This is a genomic window from Streptosporangium sp. G12 (assembly GCF_052983175.1).
Window position 1 is genome coordinate 138,903 of the sequence record NZ_JBRIQO010000001.1, and the last position, 23,536, is coordinate 162,438.

Genomic DNA, 23,536 nt, shown 5'->3' on the forward strand with positions numbered 1-23,536 from the left:
CCCGGACCGGCAAGGTCCAGTTCAGCTTTCTACGCACACCCGTAAGCTGAGCTGATGCTCGACGTCCGCCGACTGCGCCTGCTGTGCGACCTGGCGCGGCTGGGCACGATCGCCGCCGTGGCCAGGTCGCACACGTACACACCTTCGGCCGTCTCCCAGCAGCTGGCCGCGCTGGAACGCGAGGCGGGCGTGCCGCTGCTGGAGCGGACCGGACGCCGGGTCGTCCTGACCCCGGCCGGTGTCGTCCTCGTGCGGCACGCCGAGACCGTCCTGGCCGCCCTCGAAGACGCCGGCGCCGCGCTGGCCGCGGCCCGCGGCGAGCCGGCCGGTCCGCTGCGCATCGGCGCGTTCCCCACCGCCGTACGCACCCTTCTGCCTGCCGCGCTGGTCACGCTGGGCCTCGATCACCCCGGCCTCGAGCTGATGGTGACCGAGCTCGACCCGGTCGCCATGCCCGAGGCGCTGCGCGAACGGCGGCTGGACGTGGCCCTGGTGAACGACTACGACGTCATGCCGGTCGAGCCCGGCCCCACGCTCGACGCGGTGCCGCTGCTGGAGGAGACGGTGTTCCTCGCCATGCCCTCCGCCGGCACGGACCCCGGCGCCGACCCGGTCGGCGACGCCCGGCACGCCGCCTGGATCGTGGGCAGCCCCGGCACCGCCTGCCACGCCGTCGCGCTGCAGGTCTGCCGCACCGCCGGCTTCAGCCCGCTGGTGCGGCACCACGCCGACGACTTCGCCGCGGTGCTCGCGCTGGTGGCGGCCGGCCAGGGTGTCTCGCTCGTACCGCAGCTCGCCACGGCGCGGCCGCCGTCCGGGGTGCGCCTCGTCCCGCTCGCCACCCGCCGGCGAACCCGCGTCACCTACCGGAAGGGCGCGGCCTCCCATCCGGCCGTGGCCGCGTGCGTCACCGCCCTCCGCGCCTCCACCGAGGCCTACCTCGGCCGGTGAGCATCCCGGCCGGCCGGTCTCGCAGGCCACGGCGACGTCGCGATGCTTTTCCGTCCGGTCGATCCGGCCCCCGCGTCTCCGGCCCGGCGGGCCGCCTAGGCTCCCTGGGGATGGCGCCGGTAGAGCAGGCAGAACTCGTTGCCCTCGGGATCGGCCAGCACGACGAAGCCCTCGTCGCCCCTCTGGCCGACGTCGACGCGCGTGGCGCCCAGCCCGACCAGCCGCTCGACCTCGGCGTCCACGTCGCCTCCGTCGGGGACGTGAAGGTCGGGATGGTTACGGTTCTTGTCGCGCTTGGGCGCGTCCGTCGGCTGGAGCCAGACGGTCAGCGAGCCCTGCGGCGCGTCCGCGGGCGGCCACAGGTGCGGGCCCTCGCCGTCGTGCTCGATCTCGTAGCCCAACGCCGCCGACCAGAACGCCGCCATCTTCCGGCTGTCGTGCACGTCGAGCGTCCACTGCGCGAACCGGCTCGTCATGGTTTCTCCTTTCGTGGTTCCGGCTGCGGCCCCCGCCCGTCTCACCGGGGTCCCGCCTCTGATCGGGCGCCGAAGAAGTCGCCCAGGGCCGCGGCGAGCGCGTCCGGGGCCTCCTCGGCCACGTGGTGGCCGGAGTCGATCCCGTGGCCACGCAGGTCGCCGGCCCAGTGCCGCCAGATCCTCAGCGGGTCCCCGTACAGATCTTCGAGGTCGTCGCGCAGGGACCACAGGGCCAGGACGGGGCACCGCAGCCGCACGCCGGCGGCCCGGTCGGCCTCCTCGTGGCGCAGGTCGACGGTGAGGCCGGCCCGGTAGTCCTCCAGCATGGCCCGCACCACGTCGGGATCCCTGGTGGCCGCGCGGAACTCGTCGTGGTTCTCCCGGCCCATGCTCTCCGGGTCGCCGCGGTACCAGCTGTCGGGATCGGCGTTGATGACGCGTTCCGGGATGTCCGGCTGCGCGAAGAAGAACCAGTGCCACCACTGCGTCGCGAACGTCGCGGTGATGCGGGACAGGTGCTCGCTGATGGGCAGGCAGTCGATGAACGCCACGCGGGACACCGCGTCGGGATGATCCAGAGCGAGGCGGAACGCCACGGCGCCTCCTCGATCGTGTCCGGCGAGAGCGAACCGGGTGTGCCCCAGAGAGCGCATCACCGCCACCATGTCGTTCGCGACGGCGCGCTTGGAGTGCCCGGAGTGGTCGGCGGCAGGTGCCGGACCGCGCGAGCGGCCATATCCCCGCAGGTCGGGGCAGACGACGGTGAAGCCGCGCTCGACCAGCCGAGGCGCGACGCGATGCCATGTCGCGGAGGTGCGGGGATGACCGTGCAGCAACAGCACCGGCGGTCCCTCCCCGCCGTGGCGGACGTAGACGGACGCGTCCTCGACCTGGATCGGTCCTGCCTCGAAGCCTTCGAACATCGCTCAGCGTCTCCCGGGTAGAGCTCGACGGTCATCGACCCGTGACGTTCGCCACGGCGTGAACCTACCGAGAAATCGATCTCTTACTCGTCCCGCGGGGAGGAATCTCGCCCGTACGGCGCCGGGACGAGGATCCGGGCCCGCTACGGCGCGTGGAGTACCCCGAAGATGAGACGCGGCGCCGATGAGCGGGACGCAACTCGTCCGTAAAGTCCTGGTTTGCGGCTGATCGCGACGGCCCGGACCGAGAACGGATGCGACTGGACGCTGACCGCGCGCGGGAACACGGCCAAGCTCGAACCGGCCGTCCAGACCTGCCGGACCGCCCTGGGAACCACCGCGCTCACGTTCTGGACGATCGCGAGTGACGGCGGGCACCAGGCGTCGGTCATGGCCGGCGTCGACGAACGCGGCGGAGACTTCGTGCTCAGCGTCGGCGGCCTGACGAGGCGGTGACCCGCCGGCCGTCGCTTCCGTCCGCTCGCGCTGGGGAGGTCAGTCCAGCGCGGCCACCTTGCGCAGCAGCACTGAACGTTCGCGCTGGTTGGCGCACAGCCGGGCGGCCAGCTCCAGCTCGGCGCGCGCCTCCGGTCGCCGGCCGAGGCGGGCCAGCAGCTCCCCGCGTACGGTCGGAACCAGATGCGAACCGGGGAGCCGGTCCGAGGCGATCAGCTCGTCCACGATGGCCAGGGCCCGCGCCGGACCCGAGGCCATGGCCACGGCGACGGCCCGGTTGAGCTCGACCACCGGCGAGGGCGCGACCCGGCCGAGCGCCTCGTAGAGCAGCACGATCCGATCCCAGTCGGTCGCCTCGGCCGAGGGCGCCGACGCGTGGGCGGCGGCGATCGCGGCCTGCAGGCCGTAGGGGCCGAGGCCGCGGGTCGATGCCCTGGCCAGCGCGGCCAGCCCCCGGCGGATCGCCGAAAGGTCCCACAGCCGCCGGTCCTGGTCCTCGAGCAGGACCGGCGTGCCGTCCGGGCCGGTCCTGGCCGGGAAGCGCGCGGCCGTCAGCTCGCACAACGCGAGCAGGCCGTGCACCTCCGGCTCGTCCGGCTGCAGCGCGACCAGCGTGCGGGCCAGCCTGATCGCCTCGTACGCGACGTCGGGGCGCAGCAGCCGGTCGCCCGACGTGGCCGTCGACCCCTCGGTGAAGATCACGTAGAGGACGCTGAGCACGCCGCCCAGCCGTTCCCGGCGCTCGCCGGCCGGCGGCAGCTCGAACGGCACCCCGGCCGCCGCGATCGTCTTCTTGCCCCGGGTGATGCGGGCCTGCACGGTCGGCACGGGTACCAGGAACGCGCGGGCGATCTCCTCGCTGGACAGGCCGCCGACCACGCGCAGGGTCAGCGCCACCCGGGCCTCGCGGGAGAGCACCGGGTGGCAGCTGACGAACATCAGCGCCAGGACGTCGTCGTCGATCCTGTCGAGGTCGATCTCCTGGTCGACCGCGGGGTCGGCCGCCAGCAGGGCGTATCGGTCCTGGAGGGCGGTCCGGCGGCGGATCGCGTCGATCGCCCGCCGCCGGGCCGTGGCCATCAGCCAGCCGGCCGGATTGGCCGGAGAGGCGCGCGGCCACGACACCAGCGCCTCGGCCACCGCCTCCTGGGCCGCGTCCTCGGCCAGCCCGAAATCGCCGGTGAACCGGGTCAGCGCGGCGACGATCCGGGCCGACTCGATCCGCCAGACGGCCTCGACATCGGTCGTGCCCATCAGATCCGGTCGTTGCTCTCGCTGCCCTGCGGGACCTCATCGGCTTCGGCCACCCGCCGGACCTCGATCTTGGACCCGCGGACCGCCGGGACCCGCTTGGCCCACTCGACCGCCTCCTGTTTCGTGGCGACATCGAGCAGGAAGTAGCCACCGAACAGTTCCCTGGTCTCGCCGTAGGGCCCGTCCGTGACCACCGGCGCCTCACCGCTGAAGTCGACCACGACGCCCCGGCCCGGATCGTCCAGCCCTTCGGCGGCGAGGAGAACCTCGGCCTTCATCATGTCCTCGATGAACCGGCCGGTCGCGGCCATCGCCTCGTCGATGTCAGCCATCATGGCCGCGTTCGTCTCATCGGTGCCCCGCATGATCAGCAGGTATTTCGACATCGCGTTCTCCTCGTCCGGCGGGGCCGCCTCTCGGCCCTCGCCCCCACACGTCGAACGAGCGGCCCGCCGATCGACACGACCCCGGAGAAAACTCCCGCCGCGACGCGGTCGATCCCGTCAGACCGGCTCCTGAGCGACGGCCGACGCGGACGCCCTGCTGATGATGACGCTGATCAGTTTAGATCGTGGCTCTTTTGGGGGTCGACCGTTGGATCGTCGGTGGATGTGTCCTTTCGACGGCTTATGCCCGATGAGTTGTGGGGGCCGTTTCAGCGCGTGGTGCCGCCGGTGTCCGGCGCCTCCCGGCGATGAAACCGGGTGGCCACGCCCCGGGGGAACGCCAGGTGACGTTGTGGCGTTCGAGTGCGCGCCCATGCGCTGGGCGATGAAGCGCGTCGGGTCCAGGCGAAGTCGCCTGGACCCGACGTCTGCCATCGGCTAGTAGGTGGTCATGCCCTGGTCCATCTCTGGGTGGCCTGGCCGTTGCACGTGGCGACGGTCACGGCTGAGGTGTTGCCGGTGCCGGTGACGTTGAGGCAGAGGTTGTTGGCGCCGCTGGTCACGGTGCCGTTGGAGTTGAAGGTCCACTGCTGGTTGCTGTTGGTGTGGCAGTCCCACAGTTGCACGCGGGTGCCGGAGCCGGCGTTCGTGGGGGCGTCCAGGCACTTGCCGAGGATCTGGAGTCTGCCGGAGCCGTAGCTGAAGAGCTGGTTGGCGTTGGTGTGGCAGTCGTAGATCTGCAGCTGGGTGCCGTTGGCGCTGGCGCTGTTGGGGGAGTCGACACAGCGCCCGGCGCCCTCGCTGCGCAGGCGGAAGCTGGTGGTGGGGGTCGGGGTGGGCGTCGGGGTGATGGTCGGGGTGACGCTCGGGGTGGGCGTCGGGGTGGGCGTGGAGGTGCTCTGGAACTGGGAGATGAACTTCCACACCTCTCCCTTGGTCCAGGTTTGGGCGCCGTTCTCGGTGTAGGTCCCGTCCACCGGGGCGGGCGTGTGACCGTTGTCGTACGCGGCCCAGACGACGGGGTACCCGGCCTGGCACCCCGAGTAGGCGGTGACGACGTGCGCCCGGCTGCCCGAGGCCGGTTCAGGCGGGTTCTGGGCGGTACAGCCGTTATTGCGGACGAACCTGTCCCGCAGCGTCCGTCCTTGCGAGATGTTGAGGACGCTGTCGGTGATGCCGTGCAGTCCCATGTAGGCGATGGGCTGGGTGCCGCCGCTGCATCCGCTGAGCTGCGCGCCGGCGAACACCGCGACCGCGCGGAAGACCGTCGCGCGGCTGCACGCGAGGGAGAAGCTCATGCCGCCGCCGTAGCTGAACCCCATGGCGAAACGCAGCGAGGGGTCGACGCAGAGATCCGCCTCCACCCGCCGCATGATGTCGTCGAAGAGGATGACGTCCTCGCCGTTGGAGTTGGCCCAGCCGTTGTTGAGGCCCTGCGGCGAGATGAAGATCGCGGTGTTGTTCGACAGCTGCCGCTGTCCGTAGTAGGACCAGGAGGCCCCGCTGCTTCCACCGGAGTCGACGTCGTTCATGGTGCCGTTCAGCCAGTGGATGCCGAAGATCAGACGATAGGGGTTGTTGTTGTTGTAGTTCGCGGGAATCCGCAGAATGAAGCTGCGATTCTTTCCGCTGGACTGAATGGTGTGTGTTCCGCTGCTCAGCGTCGGGTTCTTCCCGCATCCCGCGGTTCCCGCGAGCGCGGCGGCGGTGGACGCCGAGGCTCCTGCGCCGCTGTCGCTGCTCATCGCCGCGTGTCCCGTCACCAGGACGACAGCCGCCGCGAGCGCCACGATCCCGAGAATGGACCTATGCTTCAACATTTGCGATTCCCTCTGGCCGTGGGGACCGGACCGACGATAAAGACATGTTCTGCGTTCCTCTCCATCAGCGGCATCGAATGCCCGGAGCTGCGAAACCAGAATCGAGGTGTGAGCGCTAACGTTCATCGGTATGCCGCTTGCACGCCGCATGGGGGTGTAATGCAAGGGAGCAAATACGACCTGATTGCGGATGTCAAGCAACTTGATTCGCAGCCCGGCCGCGGGGCGTGCCCCTGCGCGCGCTGGCCAGGGAAGGTTCGTTCCCGCTCCCGGCGCACAGGATGAAACTTTCGCAGTGAGTAGGTCGATCGCGCGCCGAGCGGAGAGCCGGTGGCCCCAAATATGATCATGGGATGCCGCCGTCACGCGTATCGCACCTCGCCCAGAAGTTTCGGTGAAATTCCGATAGTTTCGGACGAAATCGGCTAATCCCGGGTCGTGCGGGTCGAGGACTGCCGGGCTTGGAGCCGATCCGAAGACCAGTGGCTCCGGCGCCGGGCCGTCATGGGCGTTAGCCGCGCTGATCGCGACAGGGATCGGCAGAACATTCCGTTCGGCGATGAGTCGGCCCACACCCGGACGCGACTCCACTCGGCGGAATCAGCCATGCCAAGTAAACTTGGGATTCGTGTCGGTTCTCCGACGGGATGGGCATTCATGGATGAGCGGCTGACCGTCGTGATCGGGTATCCGCAGTCGGAGTTGCTGGACATCGCCTCGGTGACCACGCCGCTCCACATGGCCAACCAGCTGGGGGCGGCTCCCCCCTACCGGGTACGCCTCGCCACCTCGGGTGGCAGGTCACTGCCCTGCGACTCGGGTTTGACGCTGGAGGGTCAGGAAGCCCTCGAACGCGTCACCGGGCCGCTCGACACCCTGGTCGTCTCCGGTGGGGTCGGCCACGAGGCCGCCGCGGGCAATCCCGTGCTCCTGGCGCACATCCGCCGGCTGGCCGCGGTCAGCCGGCGGGTGGCGTCGGTGTGCACGGGCGCGACCCTGCTGGCCGCCGCCGGGCTGCTGGACGGGCGGCGCGCCACCACGCACTGGAGGTACGCGGGAACGCTCGCCGCCCACCACCCCAACGTCACCGTCGACCCGGGCCCGCTCTACATCCGCGAGGGGCACGTGTCGACCGCGGCCGGCGTCACCAGCGCCCTGGACCTGACGCTCGCCTTCGTCGAGGAGGACCACGGCCCTCGCCTGGCCCGCATCGTGGCGCGCGCCCTGGTGACCTACCTGCAGCGGCCGGGCGACCAGGCGCAGATCAGCATGTTCGTGGGCGCGCCGCCGCCGGAGCATCCGCTGATCCGGCAGGTGGTCGACCACGTCGTCAGCAACCTCGACGGTGATCTGAGCCCCGCGACGCTGGCCGCCCAGCTGAACGTGAGCGAACGTCACCTGACCCGGCTCAGCCTGGAGCACCTGGGCAAGACGCCCGGTCGCTTCATCAGGCACGCGCGCACGCAGGCGGCCGAGCGACTCCTCGCCTCGTCGTCGCTCTCGGTGGCGGACATCGCGACCCGCTGCGGGTTCGGCTCCACCGAGAGCCTTCGGCAGTCGTTCGTCACCGAGTTCGGCGTCTCCCCCGCCCGCTACCGCCAGGCCCGGGCCAAGGGTTCCGGCTGAGGGATCCGGGACGGGGTGCGGACCCGCCTCGACCGCTGTCGATCCCCTCCGGCGGTTCCGCGCGGCACCGGAGGGGGGTGGAGGGCTCGCCCGTCCCGCGCTAGGAACCTCCCGTCGCCGTCGGCCGCCGTCTCGGCGGTCCGCTGGGCAGCTCCCCCGTCTCCTTGAGCTGCCGCATGCTCGGGCTGTCGGACCTGCCGACCTTGCGGCGGTAGACGGGGGTCCGGGGATCGGGCATCAGCCCCTGGAGGGTGAACATGGCGCGCATCCCGAGTTTGACCAGCAACTGCCCCAGCGGGTGGGGGTCCTCCAGCTGCTGCACCCTGCGCATGTTCTCGGGGATGACGGTGAGCATGAGGGTGCGGCCCACGCCCCGCAGGGGGCGGGGGAACCAGCGCTCGCAGAACTGCCGGATGAAGGCGTCGCTCGCCGTGTGGCCGTTCCTGGTTCTGGGCCACTGGCGGGCGTCGTACTCGTCGGCGAAGTTCACCATCTGGTAGAAGTCCTCCGGAAAGTCCCTGACCGCGACGCCGCCCTCGACGGTGACGTGCTCGGACAGGGCTCGGGCCCAGTTGTGGTAGGCGACCTGAACGCGCTCGGGGTATCCGGGCAGCCCGCACAGCTGCTGCAGGCGATGGGGCAGGACGGCCAGCAGGCACAGGCCTTGCACGTAGTCCTCGTTGTGGGCGAACGCGCCCGGTATCCCTTTCGCGACCGCCCCGTGGATCCGGTTGAGCAGGTCCATCGACCGTTTCACCGGCTCGCTGTCCGGCGGGTACAGGTACCACGTCCACAGGAAGTACGCGCTGTCCTCGAAGCGCCGCTGCGGCTGGTGGACGACCTTGCCGCCGAAGATGAGCGCGTCACCGCCGTGGGTCGGCATGGTCACGTCCATGAAGTTGACCACGTACCCGATGTTGAGCAGGAACTCGTTGAGCCGGAAGACCGCCGTCAGGCGCACGATCTCGTGGTAGTCGGTCTCCGGGTCCAGCCGGTCGATGTGCCGGTCGAGCCACTTGTAGCCGCGCGGCCTGGGCAGGGCTTTCACTCTCCCACCGCCTTGGGCCTGGCGAGCGGCGCGACCAGGGCGTCGAACCGGTCGTGGAGCGCGTTGTACTCGCGGGTGAGCAGCTCCAGCCGGTGCCGGAGGTGTCCGACCTCCCGGAAGAGCCCGGAAACGATCAGGTCCGTCTCCGGGATGCCGGCCGGCGTCGTTCGCCGGCCGGGGCGCGCGGCACCGTCGAGTTCCGCCGTCCGGTTCAGCACCTCCTGCACCCGCTGCTGGAGGGCCGGGCTGGGCTCCAGGCCGAGCTCACGCGACAGTCGCGCGCGCAGCCTCTCGTAGACCGCCAGCGCCTCCGGCTGCCTGCCGCTGCGGTACAGCGCGACCATCAGCAGGTCGTGGAACCGCTCGCGGAAGGGGTGCTCGCCGACGAGCGCCTCCAGCTCACCGATGATCTCGGCGTGCCGGGCGGTGCGCAGTCCCGCGTCGTACAGGGCCTCCAGTACGGCCAGCCGCCTCTCCTCGAGCTGGATCGCGAAGGTGGCGCAGATGTCGCCGCAGATGGCGTCCTCGAGCGCGGGACCGCGCCACAGGGCCAGCGACTGGCGCAGCAGGACGACGGCGCGGTGCGGGTTCATCGCGACGATGGCCCTGCCCTCGTCGGCGAGCTCGGTGAACCGGTCCACGTCGGTGGCCTGCCGCCCCGGCCGCATCACGTATCCGGAATCCTGGGTGAGGATCACCCAGTCGGTGCCGTCCCCCGTCTTCGGCACGTCCATGAGGCGGCGGAGCCGGGCGATCGTGGCCTGGAGCGAGTTGACCGCGGTGGCCGGCGGGTTCGCGCCCCACAGTTCGTTGATGAGGCGGTCCACCGACAGAACGTGTCCCGCCCTGATGACCAGCGTCGCCAGCAATGCCCGCTGCTTCCGCCCTGGCGGGACGAAGCGGCGATGTCGTTTGTCGTCACAGATCTCTACCGGGCCTAAAATGCGAAACTGCATCTCTTGCCACTCTCTGAAAGAGTTCGGACGTTCCCCGTTGGTTTTCGTGCCGGTCGGCACGAAGGATTCTTCGTCGTTCCTTGCAGTGACGACGGTAGTCACCACGGCTCTGGATTGCACGCCGAGACTTCGATCGATGACCATTCCTCCAGCCCCGCTCCAGGTAAATCGGCGTGAGCTGGACGGATACCGCGATCTCCGACGCCTGCTCACGTTCACCGGGCCCGTGTCATCACCCGCTCACCCACCGAGATGAGCACACGCGCCACCCTACCGGCCAAAACTTACTCGCGATCTGACATCCCGTAAGAGCAGGCCCCCGGAAGGCATTTCAGAAGATCGACGAAAATGCCGGATACGGAGACGATCACTTGCCACGGTAAATCGCTTGACCCACATTCTCCTTTCCCTGGTCCATGCATCGGCAAAGGATTCATAAATGCGAAGGAATGGCCACCCGCCGTCACCGGAAGAGGCCGGCCACGAGCGTTTCCGAGAAATTCGGCCTCGGCCCGGAAAAACCTGGGCCGAGCTGGGTTCCGGCGCGCGGGGCTCCGGCGAATCCCCGGCCCGTCCCGAGCCGGCGCATTCTCGCCACCGGCGACAGGTCAGGGGTTTCGGCGTGTCCGCTCACGAGAATCCCCCTTACTTGTCGAACGATCGGCCCGCGGCCGGGGTGATTGGGTTTCCCGTCTTTCACGGCCCTCGCCGGTTTGGTCCGACGCCGCTCGCGATTCGCCGGTACGAAGGCACCGGGCGCCCCGGGCGATTCCCGTCCGGCAGGGCGCTCCCCGTACGGCACGCGCACCCGGCGAGGACCGGGAGCCGTCGGGGGGCGGTCGTTCACGGACGCCGCCCGGCGCGCCGGCGTCGGGTCCGCCGGTCTACACGTCCAGGGTGATGCCGTAGGAGTCGAGCCAGGTGTTCATCTGCAGCGTGTTGTCCAGCAGGTTGCGCTCCATGCGCCCGCCGGGGCCCTTGCCGTCCGCCCTGAGCCGCGCCTTCTCCTTGTCGAGCAGGGGATACAGCGGCGAGTCCGGGTCGGCGAGCACCCGGCCCAGCTCCTCGTTGGCGGCCTGGTCGTAGGCGGGGTTCTGGGTGGAGGGGTACGGGCTCTTGCGGCGGTCGAGGACCGACCGCGGCAGCAGGTCCGCGGTGGCGGCCCGCAGCAGGCTCTTCTCCCGTCCGTCGTGCGTCTTCATCGCCCAGGGGACGTTGAAGACGTACTCGACGAGGCGGTGGTCGCAGAACGGGACGCGCACCTCCAGGCCGCAGGCCATGCTGGTGCGGTCCTTGCGGTCCAGCATGAGCTGGAGGAAGCGGGAGAGGTGGAGGTGGCTGATCTCGCGCATCCGGCGCTCCAGGCCGGTCTCGCCCTCCAGGCGGGGCACCTCGGCGAGGGCCTCGTGGTAGCGCTCCGCGAGGTAGTTCTGCAGGTCGAGCTTCTGGAGCAGCCCGAGGTCGAACAGCGCGGTGTGGTCCATGGACCCGTACGCGGCCCACGGGAAGATGGGGGCGTTGATCACGTTCGGGTCGTGGAACCAGATGTATCCGCCGAACAGCTCGTCGGCCGACTCTCCGGAGATCGCGACCGTGGAGTGCGCGCTGATCGCCTTGAACAGCAGGTACAGCGAGGCGTCCATGTCGCTCAGGCCGATCGGCACGTCGCGCGAGTTCAGCACGGCCCGTCGCACCGACGGGTCGGCGAGCCGCGCGGCGTCCAGCTCGATGTCGGTGTGCTCGGAGCCGACGTGGCGGGCGACCTCGGCCACGAACGGCGCGTCGAGCGTGCCGCGCATGTCGTCCGCCGTGAAGCCCTCCCCCTGGCCGACGAAGTCGACCGCGAAGGAGCGCACCGGCTTCCCTCGGGCGCCGAGCTTCCCGGCCGCCAGGGCGGTCAGCACGCTGGAGTCCAGACCGCCCGACAGCAGGACGCACAGCGGGACGTCGGAGACGAGCTGGCGCTCGACGATGTCCTCCAGCAGCCCCCGCACGGTCTCCACGGTGGTCTGGAGGTCGTCGGTGTGCGGGCGTGCCTCCAGCCTCCAGTAGCGCCTGGAGGTCAGGCCGTTCCTGCCGACCTTGACCACCTGGCCGGGGAGCACCTCGAGCATGCCCTGGTAGACCGTCCGGCCGGGGATCCTGGTGAAGGTCAGCACCTCGCGCAGCCCGTCGATGTCCATGCCGCGTCTGACGAGCGGGTTGGCCAGCAGGGCTTTGGGTTCCGACCCGAAGAGCACTCCCGCCGGGGTGGGGTGGTAGTACAGCGGCTTGATCCCCAGGCGGTCGCGGACGAGCACCAGCTCCTGACGCTCCGCGTCCCACACGCCGAAGGCGAACATGCCGTTGAGGTGGTCGGCGCAGTTCTCACCCCACTCCAGGTAGGCGGCGAGCACCACCTCGGTGTCGCTCGCCGTGTGGAAGCGGTGCCCCCTGGCCTTCAGTTCCTCGCGCAGCTCGCGGTAGTTGTAGACCTCGCCCGAGTAGGTCAGGACGGCCACCACACGGCCGTCCCGCTCGGCCTTCATGGGCTGGGCGCCGCCCTCGATGTCGATGACCGCGAGCCGGCGGTGCCCGATGCCCGCGTGGGTGTCGGCCCACACGCCCGCGTCGTCCGGCCCCCGGCAGGCCATGGTCTCGGTCATCGCGCGCAGCAGGTCTCGTTCCCTCGTGAGGTCGCGGTCGAAATCCACCCATCCGGTTATGCCACACATACCGGGTCCTCCTTCTGGTGAGCGGTTGGGGCAGGCGCCTACCGGCCGAAACCGACAGGAAGCTTGTACGGCCCGCGGAAGGTCGGCATGACCGACCGTTCGATCTTGTCGGTCCGCAGCCGGGGCGCGGGAACGCGCTCGATGAACGCCTGGACGGCCACGTCGTGGACGAGCTGTCCCAGGCGTGCCCCGAGGCAGTAGTGGGCGCCGTGACCGAAGGCGATGTGCCTGACCCCCGTCCGGTCCAGATCCAGCCGGTCGGGGTCGGCGAACTGCGCCGGATCGCGGTGGGCCGCCCCGATCCAGACGTAGACCTCCTGCCCCGGGCCCATCTCGTGGCCGCCGAGCTCGAAGGGCTCGCGCACCCGCCGCTTGGTGAGCTGGATGGAGGCGTCGTAGCGCATGAACTCGGCGGTGGCCGCGGGCACCGCGCCGGGATCCGCCCGCAGCCGGTCGTACACGTCGGGGTTGCGCAGCAGGTGGAGCAGGGTGTTGCCGATCTGGTGCGCCGTGCTGATCTGGCCAGCGGTGAGCAGGAAGGCGAGGTTGCCGTTCAGCTCCTCCGCGTCGGCGAATCCGCCGTCCGTGTAGTGGTCGGCCAGGGTCTGCAGCAGGTCCTGGCGTCTGCCCGCCGCCCCCTTCCCCGGCCGTTCCGCGACGTGCCCGGCGAAGAAGCGGAGGTATTCGACGACCCCACCGAGCAGTTTGTCCTGGTGCGTACGGCTCAGCGGCCCGTCGTCGATGAGCAGCCCCAGGCTCAGCATCCAGGACAGGTAACGCTCGTCGAAGGCGGGGATGCCCAGCACGCCGGCGAGGCTGACGGCCGGGAGCGCGAAGGCGAAGCGGTCCATCGCGTCCAGCTCGCCCGACTCACCGGCCACGGCCGCCTTCAGCAGGTAGTGGGTGAGCCTGACCACGTCCTCGCGCATCTCGTCGACGCGGCGCCGCAGGAAGGGCCGGGTGAGGTGCTGCCGCAGCCGGGTGTGCTCCGGCGCGTCGCTGACGACGATCTGCTGGTCGATCGCGCGCTGCGCCGAGGCGAGCTCCGGGTCGGCGGGGAGCCGATCCCGGCCCCAGTGCGGCCGCCTGGCCGACAGGCGGGGGTCCATGAGCGCGGTCTGGGCGGCGGCGTAACCGGTGACCATCCAGGCCCCGTCGTCGCCCATCTCGTCGTCCCAGTAGACCGGGTCGGCCTCGCGCACCCGCCGGTACAGCGGATACGGGTCGTCTATGTGCTCCTGGCGGTAGATGCCCGCCATCGTGATCTTCATCGGGATCGTGCCCTCTCTCCCCGTCAGGCGCCGAGTTCCGGTTCGCGCAGTGTCAGGACCACCCGCGCCGTGCCGCTGTCGACGGCGTGCCACTCCCGCCCGCCGGGCAGGCCGACGACGAGGCCGGCCGACGAGGCGTCGGCGTGCAGTGCGACGCGGCCGATCCGCAACCGCCGCCCCGGGCCCGTCACGACGGCCCGGACGATGTTCTCCACCGCGGCGACGGGCAGCCTGTTCCCCGGCACCAGGTCGGCGATCCACAGGTCGGCCGGCGGGCAGGGCGGTACCTCCGCGCTCAGCGTGCCGTCGCGATCGCGCCGCCACCCGCCCGCCGCGATGAGCGCGCCCCGCCAGTCCAGGCCCCGCGGGCGCGCGCCCTCCACGGGCCCCGCCGTCGCGGCCGTCGCGGCCGCCGCGGCCGCCGCGTGGCCGGTCACGGGCACGGCGGGCACGCTCCGCGCGTCGTACCCCGACGGGTCGTATCCCACGAGCATCCGCGCCACCACCGTGCCGTCACCCGGCCTGCGGAAGACCACCGAGGTGCTCCAGCGGCCCCCGGTCTCCGCACCGGCGCACTCCCGGTCCAGGACCAGCTCGCCGCCGTCCGTCGCCAGACCCGACAGGTCGATCCGGACGTCACGCAGCTCGCACGGGACGAGCACCGGTCCCTGCTCGGGTACCGTCCACTCCGCCGAGCGCAGCGCGTTCTCCATCAGCAGGCTCACCGGGAGCGCCGGCCTGCCGTCGACCAGGAAGTCGCCGAGGGCGGGCACCGCGTCGCCGTCCAGCCGCAGCCGCGCGACCAGCCGCGCGGGCGGGCGGTAACCGGTCGGCCGCCCGAGATGGAAGATCCTCGCGTAGGCGAGGTCGAACCCCGGGAGCGGTTGCTCGATCATGAACTGGCCGGCCTGGACGGGGCGCAGCTCCCTGCCGAGCCTCCCCAGGAACGTCACCTCGCCGGAGGAGGACAGCAGCTCGCGGCACCACAGATCCAGGCCCTGGGCGGGATCCAGCGCCGTCATGTACCGCAGCGCGGCGTCCACGTTCGTCGAGGCGCTCAGTTGCTGCCACAGGGGCCAGCACGTGGTGAGCACCCGGAACCCGCCGGCCCGCCGGGCCCACAGGCCCAGGCGCGCCAGCGCCTCGTTGCCCGCCGCGTAGTCCAGCTCGCCCACCATGCCGCCCAGCCGGCCCGTGAGGGATCCGGCGTTGCAGAAGAAGGCGAGGTCACGGTCGCGGACGGCGTCGAACACGCGGAGGAAACCGGTGATCTTCACCGAGACGCCCGCGAGGAAGTCCCTGTCGGTCTTGACGGGCAGCCTGGCGGGGCGGTCCACGCCCGCGATGTACACCACGCCCGTCAGCCGCGGGCCCAGCGAGTCCACCAGGGCCGACACCGCGGCGGGGTCGCCGAGGTCGCAGGCCTCGTACCTGACGCGCAGTCCCTCCTCGGCGGCCGCCCGCAGGTTCCGCGCCAGCTCCCGCAGCCGGGCCAGCCGGTGCAGCCGCTTCCTGGTCTCGCGGAGCGTGCCGTCGCGCGCGGCCCGGCGCATCAGGTCGTGACGGTGGTCGTCGAAGCCCGCGGGATCGAGGCGCAGCCACTCCTCCGTTCCCTCGGGCGCGGCGCGGCGCCCGGTGATCACGACCTCGCAGCCGTGCCGCCTGGCGAGCTCGGTGGCCAGCGCGTAGCCGATGCCGACCCCGCCTCCGCAGACCAGGACGACGTCCCGCGGGCCCGGTGCCGTGGTGGCGGGCGGCGCCTCGCGAACGCGCGGTGCGAGCGTGTGGCGCACGCCGTCGACGTAGCCGACCTCGCAGAGCCCCCACCGGTACAGTTCCCGGGCGACGATGTCCGGAAGATCGGGCTGCTTCGGGTCGGCGACGTCGACGACCCGCGCGTTGACGTTGGGGATCTCCCGGTGGAGCGTCTTGGCCAGGCCCGCCCAGATCCCGCCCAGCGGCTGGTGGGCGGCCGTCTCGCCGTACCCCATGTGACCGCCCTGGTAGGTCACGGCCAGATAGCCCAGGCGGCGGCTGTCGCTCTCCCCGGCCCAGTCGTCGTAGCAGTGCCGGAGCACCGCCAGCGTGCGGGTGAGCGGTTTCTCCCAGCTCGCCGCGTCGGTGGGGGCGAACGGGTCGGCCAGCGTCAGGTCCACGACGGCGTCCGGCACGCCGGGGTCGCCCGGCTGCCAGGGGATCGCGCCGAGCCCGGCGAGCCCGGCCGCGACCCGCTCGGCCGTGCCGTCCAGGCCGCCGATGACCGCGATCCGGCGGCCCGCCAGGTGCCGCGGCCCGCACGGCGGAAGCGGCGGGGCGGGGGCCGGTTCCCAGACGTAGCGGTGGACGGGTGTGGTCCGCGTCACGAGCCTCACGCACCCCTCTTGGCGAGCCGCATGCGGATGCCGCGCGCCGGTCTCAGGGACACCAGGCCGACCGGCGTCACCTGCTGGGCGGGGACGAGGCTCAGGTGATAGCGGCGGACGAGCATCGCGACGGTGAACTGGATCTCCAGCAGCGCCATGTAGTAGCCGACGCAGCGCCGCGCCCCGCCCCCGAAGGGAAGGTAGGTGTACCTGGCCGGGCCGCGGCCGGCCGGGCAGAACCGCTCGGGGTCGAACGCCTCGGGGTTCTCCCAGGCAGCGGGGTCGCGATGGGCGGCGTAGGGCGGGATGAGCAGGGTCGTCCCCGCGGGGATGTGGTGACCGCCGATGACGTCGTCCTCGACCACGTCGCGCGGGAACACCCAGATCGGCGGGTGCAGCCGCAGCGACTCGTCGACCACCTGGCGCAGGTACGGCAGGCCGGGCAGGTCGCCGGGCGTCGGCGCCCGGTCTCCGAGCACCGAGTCGAGCTCGGCCTCGAGCCTGCGGCGCACGTCGGCGTGCTGGGCGACGGAGTAGAGGGTCCACGCCAGGGCGCAGCCCGTCGTCTCGTGCCCGGCCATGAACAGGGTCTTGAGCTCGGCCCTGATCTGCCGGTCCGGCCACGGCCGTCCCGTCTCCGCGTCGGTGGCCTTGAGCAGCGCGCTGACCAGGTCGTCCGGATCGCCGCCGCCGGCGCGGTGCAGGGCGATCACGTCGTCCATCACCCCGTTGAGCACGGCCTGGTGGCGCCTCAGGTCACGGCGGTACCTCGTCGGTACCCACCGCGGCAGCATCTGGCTGACCTCACCGGTAAGGATCATGGCCTTGAGCGAGAAGCGGACCGCCGGTGCCAGCTCGGCGTACCTGTCACGCAGGTCGACGCCGAAGAGCATCCGGCTGAGCACGCCCATCGCCAGCCACATCATCTCGTCGACGAGTTCGATGTCCTCCCCGCGCTCGGCCGGCCCCTCCCAGCGGGCGATCAGCTCCTCCGCGCACGAGGTGATCACGCCCGACGCGCCGTGCAGCCAGGCCCGCTGGAAGAACGGCTGGCTGACGTCGCGGCGCGCCCTCCACTCGGCGCCGTCCGTGGTCAGCATGCCGCGGCCCATGAAGAGGTTGAAGCCCTGGTAGAAGCGGCCACGCCGATAGTTGTCCGTGTTGTCCTGCAGGACGTGCTTGATGAACTCCGGCCCGGTCAGCTGGTGGACCAGGTACGGGCCGAGCCGCACGCGGGCGATGCCCCCGTACCCCTGCAGTTCGGTGATCAGGCTCAGCGAGTCGCGCTTGAAGCTGCTGAGCGCGCCCATCAGGTGGCGACCTTCCGGCCCTGGCGCGGGAGGTGCGGTCATCGTCCATCTCCTGCAATGGCCGCGAGGGCCGAGTCGGGGGTGTGGAACTCTCCGGTGTCCACGCTCAGGTAGCCGAGGACGGTGGCGGCGATGTCCTTGATCTGCGCCACCACCCTTCCGTCGGGTCTGGCGGCCACGAAGCGGTTCTCCACCGGGCCGTCCGTCTCCAGGGCGAACCCGGCCGGCGTCGCGTAGAGCTCGATCGGCCCCGAGCCGGCCAGCGACAGGTCGTTGGCCTCCTGGTAGAGGTCGATGCGGCGGATGGACAGGGGGGCGGCCACCGGCACCAGGTGCCCGCCGATCAGGTTCAGCACGCCCATGCGGGCCATGCCGTCCAGGAGCAGGCTCGGCATCGCGAAGCGAGACCACACCGGGTCGTCCCGCCGGAGGGACGGCGCGAACCTGGCGCGCTTGCCCCTCGGGTGCAGCCGGGTGCCGGTGGTGGTGACGAACGGCCCGGTGAGCAGGACGGGAGCATTCCGGACGTGGTACGGGTCGGGAACGGCCACCTCCGCGGCGTCGGGTGCCCACGGGGTGATCCGCGGCGTCACGCCGAAGGTCGCCGCCAGCAGGACGCGCGCGCTGAAGTGGACGCTGCCGGTGCTCAGGACGACCCCACCCGGGGCGACGACGTCCGTGACCAGCCGCACGTCGACCGTGACGAGGTCCCCGGTCGCGTGCGTGACACGGGCCTGGATCCGTTTGGGGACGGGGTCCACGTTCTCGAAGATCCGCAGGAACCTCTCGAAGCGCAGGTCGGTGAAGCCGATGACCCGCAGGCCGGGCCGCAGGGACCGCGCGGCCTCCGCGGCGATCTCGGTGATGAACGTGCCGGGCAGGGTGGGGTGCCCGTGAACGGCGTGGTGCCGCAGATAGCCGTCGCTCGACAGGTCGAACCGGCACTCGTAGGTCACCGCGTCGCTCTCCCGCGCCACGAGCCGGCGCAGGTAGAAGGGAGAGGGGCCCTCCGGTGCGGCGAAGAACGCGGGGTAGAACTCCCCGACCGTGCGCCGCTCCGCCTCGCCCAGATAGACGACGTGCGCCTCCGGCGTGCCGGTGTGCAGCTCGCGGACGAAGTGGTGGACGCCCTCGGCCGCCGTCATGGGCGTGTAGAAGCCGCGCCGCTCGTAGTAGTCGCTGACCAGGGGCGAGGCGCCCATGCCGACGCCGCCCCACAGCGTCCAGGCCAGCGTGACCTCGGCGGCGCCCTCGGTTGCCGCCGCGTAGGCGGCCGCGGCGGCCAGGTGGTCGTTCCCCGAGGCGTAGTCGGCCTCGCCGCGCTGGCCGAAGAAGCCCAGGAGCGAGCCGAAGCTGCACCACAGGCCGGGCGGCCGCCCGGCGAGGGCGCGCTTGAGGTTGCGGTGCGAGACCAGCTTCAGGTCGCGGACGGCCCTGAAGGTGTCGAGGTCCTTGTCGGGCATCAGCGCCGACCCGTTGCGCCCGGCGGCGTTGACGAGCAGGTCGATGTCCCCGCCGTCCGCCAGGACGGTGCCGACGGCCGCGCGGACCGCGTCGGGGTCGGTCACGTCGCAGGTCAGGTAGCGCACCCGGTCCGGGCCGCAGTGCTCGATCATGACGTCGAGGTTGCCGCGCGCGGCCCGGGCGTCGGCCATCCGGTCGTACTCCCGGCTGAGCACCCCGACGGGCGTGCCGGGACGGGCGTCGAGCTGGGCGCGCAGGTAGGCCTTCCTTCCCGCGGCGAACTCCTCCTCGCTCGCCTCGAACACCTCGGGCGGGTAGCTGTTGATCGGGTTGCTCCCCACCAGGTAGAGCCTCGGCCTGAACCGCTCGGCGAGCGCCTTCATCAGCTCGGCGGTGATCCCCCTGGCGCCGCCGACCGCCAGGACGACCGAATCCTCGGTGAGCCGGACGGTGGTCCCGTCGCCCACCTCGGCCGGCCGCTCGACCAGGGTGAACACGCGGCGTTCCCCGTCGACGTCGAAGACCACGGGCAGCGCGCGCTCCGTGCCCGACTCGCGCTCCGCCGCCCGCTCCGCCGTGCGGACGTCCCGGGTGCCGGTGGCGAGCATGAAGCGGACGGAGTCCGGCGACTCCAGATGGGCGACCTTCGTCAGCCCGGAGAACAGGCCGGTGTAGGGGTGCGGCACGCCGCCGGGCACCGCGCCGAGCAGCACCGTCGTGACGGAGGCCGCCGGGCAGCGGCGCAGCACCAGGAAGGTGAGCTCGTGGAGCGCCTCCAGGCCGGGCGCGCCGCCGGCGACGCATTCGGCGGGCGGCGCGGCGGCCGTCAGGTCGGCCAGCACCCGCACGTGCGAGGGGATCCGCTCGCCCAGGACGGCGTCGACGGCCTCGGCGGTGACCTCGGCGAGGTGGTGCCACCCCGGCCGGGACGCCGTGAGCGGGGCGCAGGACACCACGCGCGCGCCGGCGGGCAGGCGGGAGAGGTTCTCGGCGAGTTCCGGCCGGTCGACGAGCACCAGGACACCGTCGGGAAGGAAGGGCTCGCACTCCCCGGTCACGGACGCGGGCGCCGCCACCAGCTCCGGCACGTGCCGGCGCACCTCGACGGCGGCGCCGGGAGCGTACCGCTCCGGGTCGGAGAACCCGGCGGCGAGGGCGGGTTCCGCGTCCCGTACGGCGGGCGTCAGGTGGACGGCGGGCGCCCCCGGCTCGCCGGAGCAGGCGATGCGCACGGCGGCGGCGTCGGCGGAGTGCAGCGCGCGCAGGATCGCCATGCCCCCGGAGGCGCCGAGGTAGCGGGCGTTGTCCGGCGCGCCGGCACCGCAGTCCACGTCGGTGCGGGCGCCTTCCCGGGCGTCGGCGGACCCGCCGGTCGCGACGCCTGCCCGGTCCCCGGTGGACCCGCCGGCCGGGATGTCCGCCCGGTCCTCGGCGGACCCGCCGGTCGAGGTGTCGATCCAGCCGAGGACCGGCAGGCCCGCCTCGGCCGCCACCCGCTCACTGGTGATCGCGAACAGGAAGGCCCCTTCCGCGGCCACCGGCTCCCCCGCGCCCGCGAACTCGCGGGCCAGCAGGGGCAGCAGCTCCGGGAGATTGTTGCCGTTGATGCCGCCGACCAGCGCCAGGTCGACGTCTCCCGTGCGGAGGTAGCGGCAGGCGACGTCGAAGGAGGACAGCGCGGAGGCCAGGCCGGAGTCGATCATCAGGTTGGGGCCGTGGAAGCCGAAGTAGTTCGCCACGCGCGCGGAGACGATGTTGGGCATCATGCCCGGGAAGGAGTCCTCGTTGGCGGGCGGGATGAGCCGGCCCATGTCCTCGCGCAGGCCGTCGACCAGCGCCGGGAGCAACGCGGAGGAGACCAGGCGGGGGTTGGCCGACAGGGTGCGGTCGATGCTGTCGAGATAGCACCGGTTGGCGTAGAGCATGCCCGCGCGGGTGGGCCCGAGATGCCCGACGAACACCGCGGTGCGCTCGGACAGGTCCGTCCAGGCTCCGCCCAGCTGCGCCTGGAGCTGGTGGCCGCATTCGAGGATCATGAGCTGGCAGCGGTCGATGGTCCGCACCGTGCGCGGGGGCAGGCGCACCTTCTCGAAGCCCGGCACGGGGTAGACGTCGCCGAAGCTCGCGCCGGGACCCGCGCCGTCACCGCGCAGCCAGGCCGCCACCGCGTCCCGGTCCGGCAGTCCCGGCAGGTGCGCCGCCCAGCCCACGATCGCGATGCGACCGCGGTCCGCGCGCGGGGCGGGGACCGTCCTCGCGGCGGCGGGGGGCGGCTCGTCGACGACCAGGTGGGCGTTGGTGCCGCCGAACCCGAATCCGGAGACCGCCAGCGCGCGCCTGCGGCCGGGGCGCGCGGGCCAGCGCCGCGCCTCGGTGGGGATGTACAGGCCGGACTCCTCGATCCTGAAGTCCTCGGGTGGCGCGGTGAAGCGGAACTGCGGCGCGATCGTCTCGTGGCGCATGCCCAGCGCGCCCTCGATCACCGACACCAGACCGGCCGCCCACCCCGTGTGCCCGACCAGGGACTTGTTGGAGGTGACCGCGCAGGTCCTGTCTCCGTGGTAGCCGCGCAGCGTGGTGAACTCGGCCAGATCCCCGGCCGGGGTGCCGGTCGCGTGCGCGATGATCCAGTCCACGCCGTCCGGTCGCGCCCGCTCCATGGCGAGGGCCTGGCCGTCGGGGTTGGGCGCGTAGACCGCCTTGCCCTTGCCGTCGGAGGAGGTGCCGATCGTCCTGATGATCCCGTGAATCCGGTCGCCGTCCGCGCGGGCCCGGCTGAGGCGCTTCAGCACGACCACGGCGGCGCCGTCGGCGAAGATGACGCCGTCCGCGTCGGCGTCCAGCGCGCGCACCTCTCCCCGCTTGGAAAGACCCTGCAGCTTGGAGAAGAGCACGGTGCCACGAGGCCCCAGAGCGAAGGCTCCCCCGCACACCGCCACGTCGGCGTCGTCGGCGAGCAGCGTCTTGGCCTCGATGTCCACCGCGTAGAGGGAGGAGGAGCAGGCCGTGTCCACCATCTGCAACCTGGTCTCCGGCGGGAGCACCCCCTCCACGGCCAGCCGCCCCACCTGGTACGGCAGGAAGCGCGACGGATCCGCTCCGGCGCCCCGGCGGTAGCGTCCGGCGAGCGTGCCGTCGAGCTCCTCGAGCAGGCTCTCACGCGCCGCGTCCGCCAGGTCCAGGCCCGCGAGCAGCCGCTCGGCCCTCGCGGCCACCGCGGCCAGGACTCCCGCCTCCTCCAGGTGCTGGTTGCCGTCGGGGGTGTAGCCGATGCTGCACGAGAACCGGTCGCCCGGCCGGGTGGTGACCTCCCGCATCGCCTGCACCATCGAGTGACGCAGCCACGCCGTGGTGAGCTCGTGCTCCTCGGCGCCACCGGTCTGGTCGAAGGTGCCGGGGCCGGGCTGGAAGCCGGTGATGAAGACGCAGCGGTCCTGGTACGACTTGTCCTCGGCCGCGAGGTCGTCGGAGTGGAACTCCTCGCCGGCCCAGCGGTCGGCCGGCACCGGCACGAACAGCTCCTCGCCGTCGAGCCGGAGCCGCCAGTACTCCTCGGGGCTGTTGGCGCCCGCCACCACCAGGCCCATGCCGACGATGGCGACGCCGTCCGGCTCGTCCGGCACAGCACCGTCCGGCTCGTCCAGCGCGGCACCGTCCGGCTCACCTCGCGCGGCACCGTCCAGTTCGTCCCGCACGGCACCGTCCGGCTCGTCTTCCGCGACCGGCTCCACCGGCGGCGCGGCGAGCATGCTCGTCCCGAGGGACAGACCGCCGTCGGCCAGGACGACCTGGCCGGTCATCCAGCGGGACTGCTCACCCGCCAGGAAGGCCACGACCTCGGCGAACTCCTCGGGCGTGCCGAGACGGCCCATCGGCGTCGCACGCCTGACGGCCTCCTGCATCCGTGCCGCGTCGGGGAACCGGTCGGCCACCTCGCTGACCAGCATGGCGGCCGAGGCCGTGTTCACGCGGACGTTGCGCGGGGCGTACTCCGCCGCCAGATACCGGGTCAGCGCCTCCATCGCCGCCTTGGCCGGCGCGCAGGCGAAGTAGTTGGCCATGACGAACTGGGCACCGCCGAGGGCCGAGACGTTCACGATCGACCCGCCGCCCCTCCGTTCCATCAGCGGCAGCGCGCGGCGTGCGCACTCCAGCGCCCCCTTGACGTTGGTGTCCCAGCCCTTGTCCAGGTGCTCCGCCGTCACCTCGGCGAGCGGCAGCAGTGCTCCGGAGGCCGCGTTGTTCACCAGGATGTCGAGGCCGCCGTGACGTTCCCCGATCGTGGCGAACATGCGCTCGACCTGCTCGGGTCTGGCCACGGAGGCTCTGATCAGGTCCACCGGGTAACCGGCGGCGGTCAGTTCCGCCCTCGTCGCCTCGGCCTGCTCCCGGGCGTGGAAGTAGTTCACGATCACGTGCGCGCCACGCCTGGCCAGCTCGGTCGCGATGGCCTTGCCGACGTTCCTGGCGCCCCCGGTGACCAGCGCCACCTTGCCGTTCAGCTCTCCCATGGACATG

15 protein-coding genes are annotated in these 23,536 nt (G+C 71.8%); 3 read left to right on the top strand and 12 right to left on the bottom strand.

Features of this window, described 5'->3' with window-relative positions; genetic code table 11:
- Positions 1 to 54: 54 nt before the first annotated feature.
- Positions 55 to 951 (top strand): LysR substrate-binding domain-containing protein, encoded by an 897-nt coding sequence (locus ACVCAG_RS00585; protein WP_440086359.1) that lies wholly within the window; start codon positions 55 to 57, stop codon positions 949 to 951.
- 95 nt (positions 952 to 1,046) lie between these two features.
- Here ACVCAG_RS00585 and ACVCAG_RS00590 read toward each other — a convergent pair whose 3' ends face one another.
- Positions 1,047 to 1,427, bottom strand: coding sequence for a VOC family protein (locus ACVCAG_RS00590; RefSeq protein WP_440086358.1), 381 nt, complete (start codon positions 1,425 to 1,427; stop codon positions 1,047 to 1,049).
- A 41-nt stretch (positions 1,428 to 1,468) separates the two neighbouring features.
- Entirely contained in the window at positions 1,469 to 2,350 is an 882-nt protein-coding gene (locus ACVCAG_RS00595; protein WP_440086357.1) for an alpha/beta fold hydrolase, read from the bottom strand.
- Between the two features lie 219 nt (positions 2,351 to 2,569).
- Here ACVCAG_RS00595 and ACVCAG_RS00600 point away from each other — a divergent pair, with 219 nt between their 5' ends.
- Positions 2,570 to 2,806: a hypothetical protein gene (locus tag ACVCAG_RS00600; protein WP_440086356.1), complete on the top strand. Its 237-nt coding sequence runs from the start codon at positions 2,570 to 2,572 to the stop codon at positions 2,804 to 2,806.
- 39 nt (positions 2,807 to 2,845) lie between these two features.
- Here the strand turns inward: ACVCAG_RS00600 and ACVCAG_RS00605 are convergent, their stop codons facing one another.
- From ACVCAG_RS00605 to ACVCAG_RS00615, 3 genes are all read right to left on the bottom strand, one after another.
- On the bottom strand, positions 2,846 to 4,060 hold the full coding sequence (locus tag ACVCAG_RS00605; protein ID WP_440086355.1) for a sigma-70 family RNA polymerase sigma factor: 1,215 nt from the start codon (positions 4,058 to 4,060) through the stop codon (positions 2,846 to 2,848).
- On the bottom strand, positions 4,060 to 4,446 hold the full coding sequence (locus ACVCAG_RS00610) for a YciI family protein (protein ID WP_440086354.1): 387 nt from the start codon (positions 4,444 to 4,446) through the stop codon (positions 4,060 to 4,062). Before ACVCAG_RS00610 ends, ACVCAG_RS00605 begins: the two co-directional genes overlap by 1 nt.
- 449 nt (positions 4,447 to 4,895) lie before the next feature.
- Entirely contained in the window at positions 4,896 to 6,266 is a 1,371-nt protein-coding gene (locus ACVCAG_RS00615; RefSeq protein WP_440086353.1) for a ricin-type beta-trefoil lectin domain protein, read from the bottom strand.
- A 657-nt stretch (positions 6,267 to 6,923) separates the two neighbouring features.
- Between ACVCAG_RS00615 and ACVCAG_RS00620 the strand changes: the two genes are divergently transcribed.
- Complete coding sequence (locus ACVCAG_RS00620; protein ID WP_440086352.1) at positions 6,924 to 7,892, top strand: helix-turn-helix domain-containing protein; 969 nt, start codon at positions 6,924 to 6,926, stop codon at positions 7,890 to 7,892.
- A gap of 100 nt (positions 7,893 to 7,992) precedes the next feature.
- Here the strand turns inward: ACVCAG_RS00620 and ACVCAG_RS00625 are convergent, their stop codons facing one another.
- From ACVCAG_RS00625 to ACVCAG_RS00655, 7 genes are all read right to left on the bottom strand, one after another.
- Entirely contained in the window at positions 7,993 to 8,940 is a 948-nt protein-coding gene (locus ACVCAG_RS00625) for a hypothetical protein (RefSeq protein ID WP_447189285.1), read from the bottom strand.
- Entirely contained in the window at positions 8,937 to 10,040 is a 1,104-nt protein-coding gene (locus ACVCAG_RS00630; RefSeq protein ID WP_447189286.1) for an AfsR/SARP family transcriptional regulator, read from the bottom strand. Before ACVCAG_RS00630 ends, ACVCAG_RS00625 begins: the two co-directional genes overlap by 4 nt.
- Before the next feature lie 740 nt (positions 10,041 to 10,780).
- Positions 10,781 to 12,610 (bottom strand): asparagine synthase (glutamine-hydrolyzing), encoded by a 1,830-nt coding sequence (gene asnB / locus ACVCAG_RS00635; RefSeq protein ID WP_440086349.1) that lies wholly within the window; start codon positions 12,608 to 12,610, stop codon positions 10,781 to 10,783.
- Between the two features lie 38 nt (positions 12,611 to 12,648).
- Positions 12,649 to 13,881: a cytochrome P450 gene (locus ACVCAG_RS00640; protein WP_440086348.1), complete on the bottom strand. Its 1,233-nt coding sequence runs from the start codon at positions 13,879 to 13,881 to the stop codon at positions 12,649 to 12,651.
- 23 nt (positions 13,882 to 13,904) lie between these two features.
- A complete protein-coding gene (locus tag ACVCAG_RS00645) occupies positions 13,905 to 16,253 on the bottom strand; it encodes a KR domain-containing protein (protein WP_440086347.1) in 2,349 nt (782 codons plus the stop codon).
- The gene (locus ACVCAG_RS00650) at positions 16,250 to 17,596 is read right to left on the bottom strand and encodes a cytochrome P450 (RefSeq protein WP_440086346.1); all 1,347 of its coding nucleotides are present in this window, start codon (positions 17,594 to 17,596) and stop codon (positions 16,250 to 16,252) included. The genes ACVCAG_RS00645 and ACVCAG_RS00650 overlap by 4 nt, the downstream gene beginning before the upstream one ends.
- On the bottom strand, positions 17,593 to 23,535 hold the full coding sequence (locus ACVCAG_RS00655; RefSeq protein ID WP_440086345.1) for an SDR family oxidoreductase: 5,943 nt from the start codon (positions 23,533 to 23,535) through the stop codon (positions 17,593 to 17,595). The genes ACVCAG_RS00650 and ACVCAG_RS00655 overlap by 4 nt, the downstream gene beginning before the upstream one ends.
- Position 23,536: the final 1 nt, after the last annotated feature.

Coding starts and splice junctions, on each gene's coding strand:
- ACVCAG_RS00610 (WP_440086354.1), bottom strand. CDS start 4,446: ATGTCGAAATACCTGCTGATCATGCGGGGCACCGATGAGACGAACGCG.
- ACVCAG_RS00595 (WP_440086357.1), bottom strand. CDS start 2,350: ATGTTCGAAGGCTTCGAGGCAGGACCGATCCAGGTCGAGGACGCGTCC.
- ACVCAG_RS00620 (WP_440086352.1), top strand. CDS start 6,924: ATGGATGAGCGGCTGACCGTCGTGATCGGGTATCCGCAGTCGGAGTTG.
- ACVCAG_RS00650 (WP_440086346.1), bottom strand. CDS start 17,596: ATGACCGCACCTCCCGCGCCAGGGCCGGAAGGTCGCCACCTGATGGGC.
- ACVCAG_RS00605 (WP_440086355.1), bottom strand. CDS start 4,060: ATGGGCACGACCGATGTCGAGGCCGTCTGGCGGATCGAGTCGGCCCGG.
- ACVCAG_RS00640 (WP_440086348.1), bottom strand. CDS start 13,881: ATGAAGATCACGATGGCGGGCATCTACCGCCAGGAGCACATAGACGAC.
- ACVCAG_RS00615 (WP_440086353.1), bottom strand. CDS start 6,266: ATGTTGAAGCATAGGTCCATTCTCGGGATCGTGGCGCTCGCGGCGGCT.
- asnB (WP_440086349.1), bottom strand. CDS start 12,610: ATGTGTGGCATAACCGGATGGGTGGATTTCGACCGCGACCTCACGAGG.
- ACVCAG_RS00655 (WP_440086345.1), bottom strand. CDS start 23,535: ATGTCCATGGGAGAGCTGAACGGCAAGGTGGCGCTGGTCACCGGGGGC.
- ACVCAG_RS00630 (WP_447189286.1), bottom strand. CDS start 10,040: ATGGTCATCGATCGAAGTCTCGGCGTGCAATCCAGAGCCGTGGTGACT.
- ACVCAG_RS00585 (WP_440086359.1), top strand. CDS start 55: ATGCTCGACGTCCGCCGACTGCGCCTGCTGTGCGACCTGGCGCGGCTG.
- ACVCAG_RS00590 (WP_440086358.1), bottom strand. CDS start 1,427: ATGACGAGCCGGTTCGCGCAGTGGACGCTCGACGTGCACGACAGCCGG.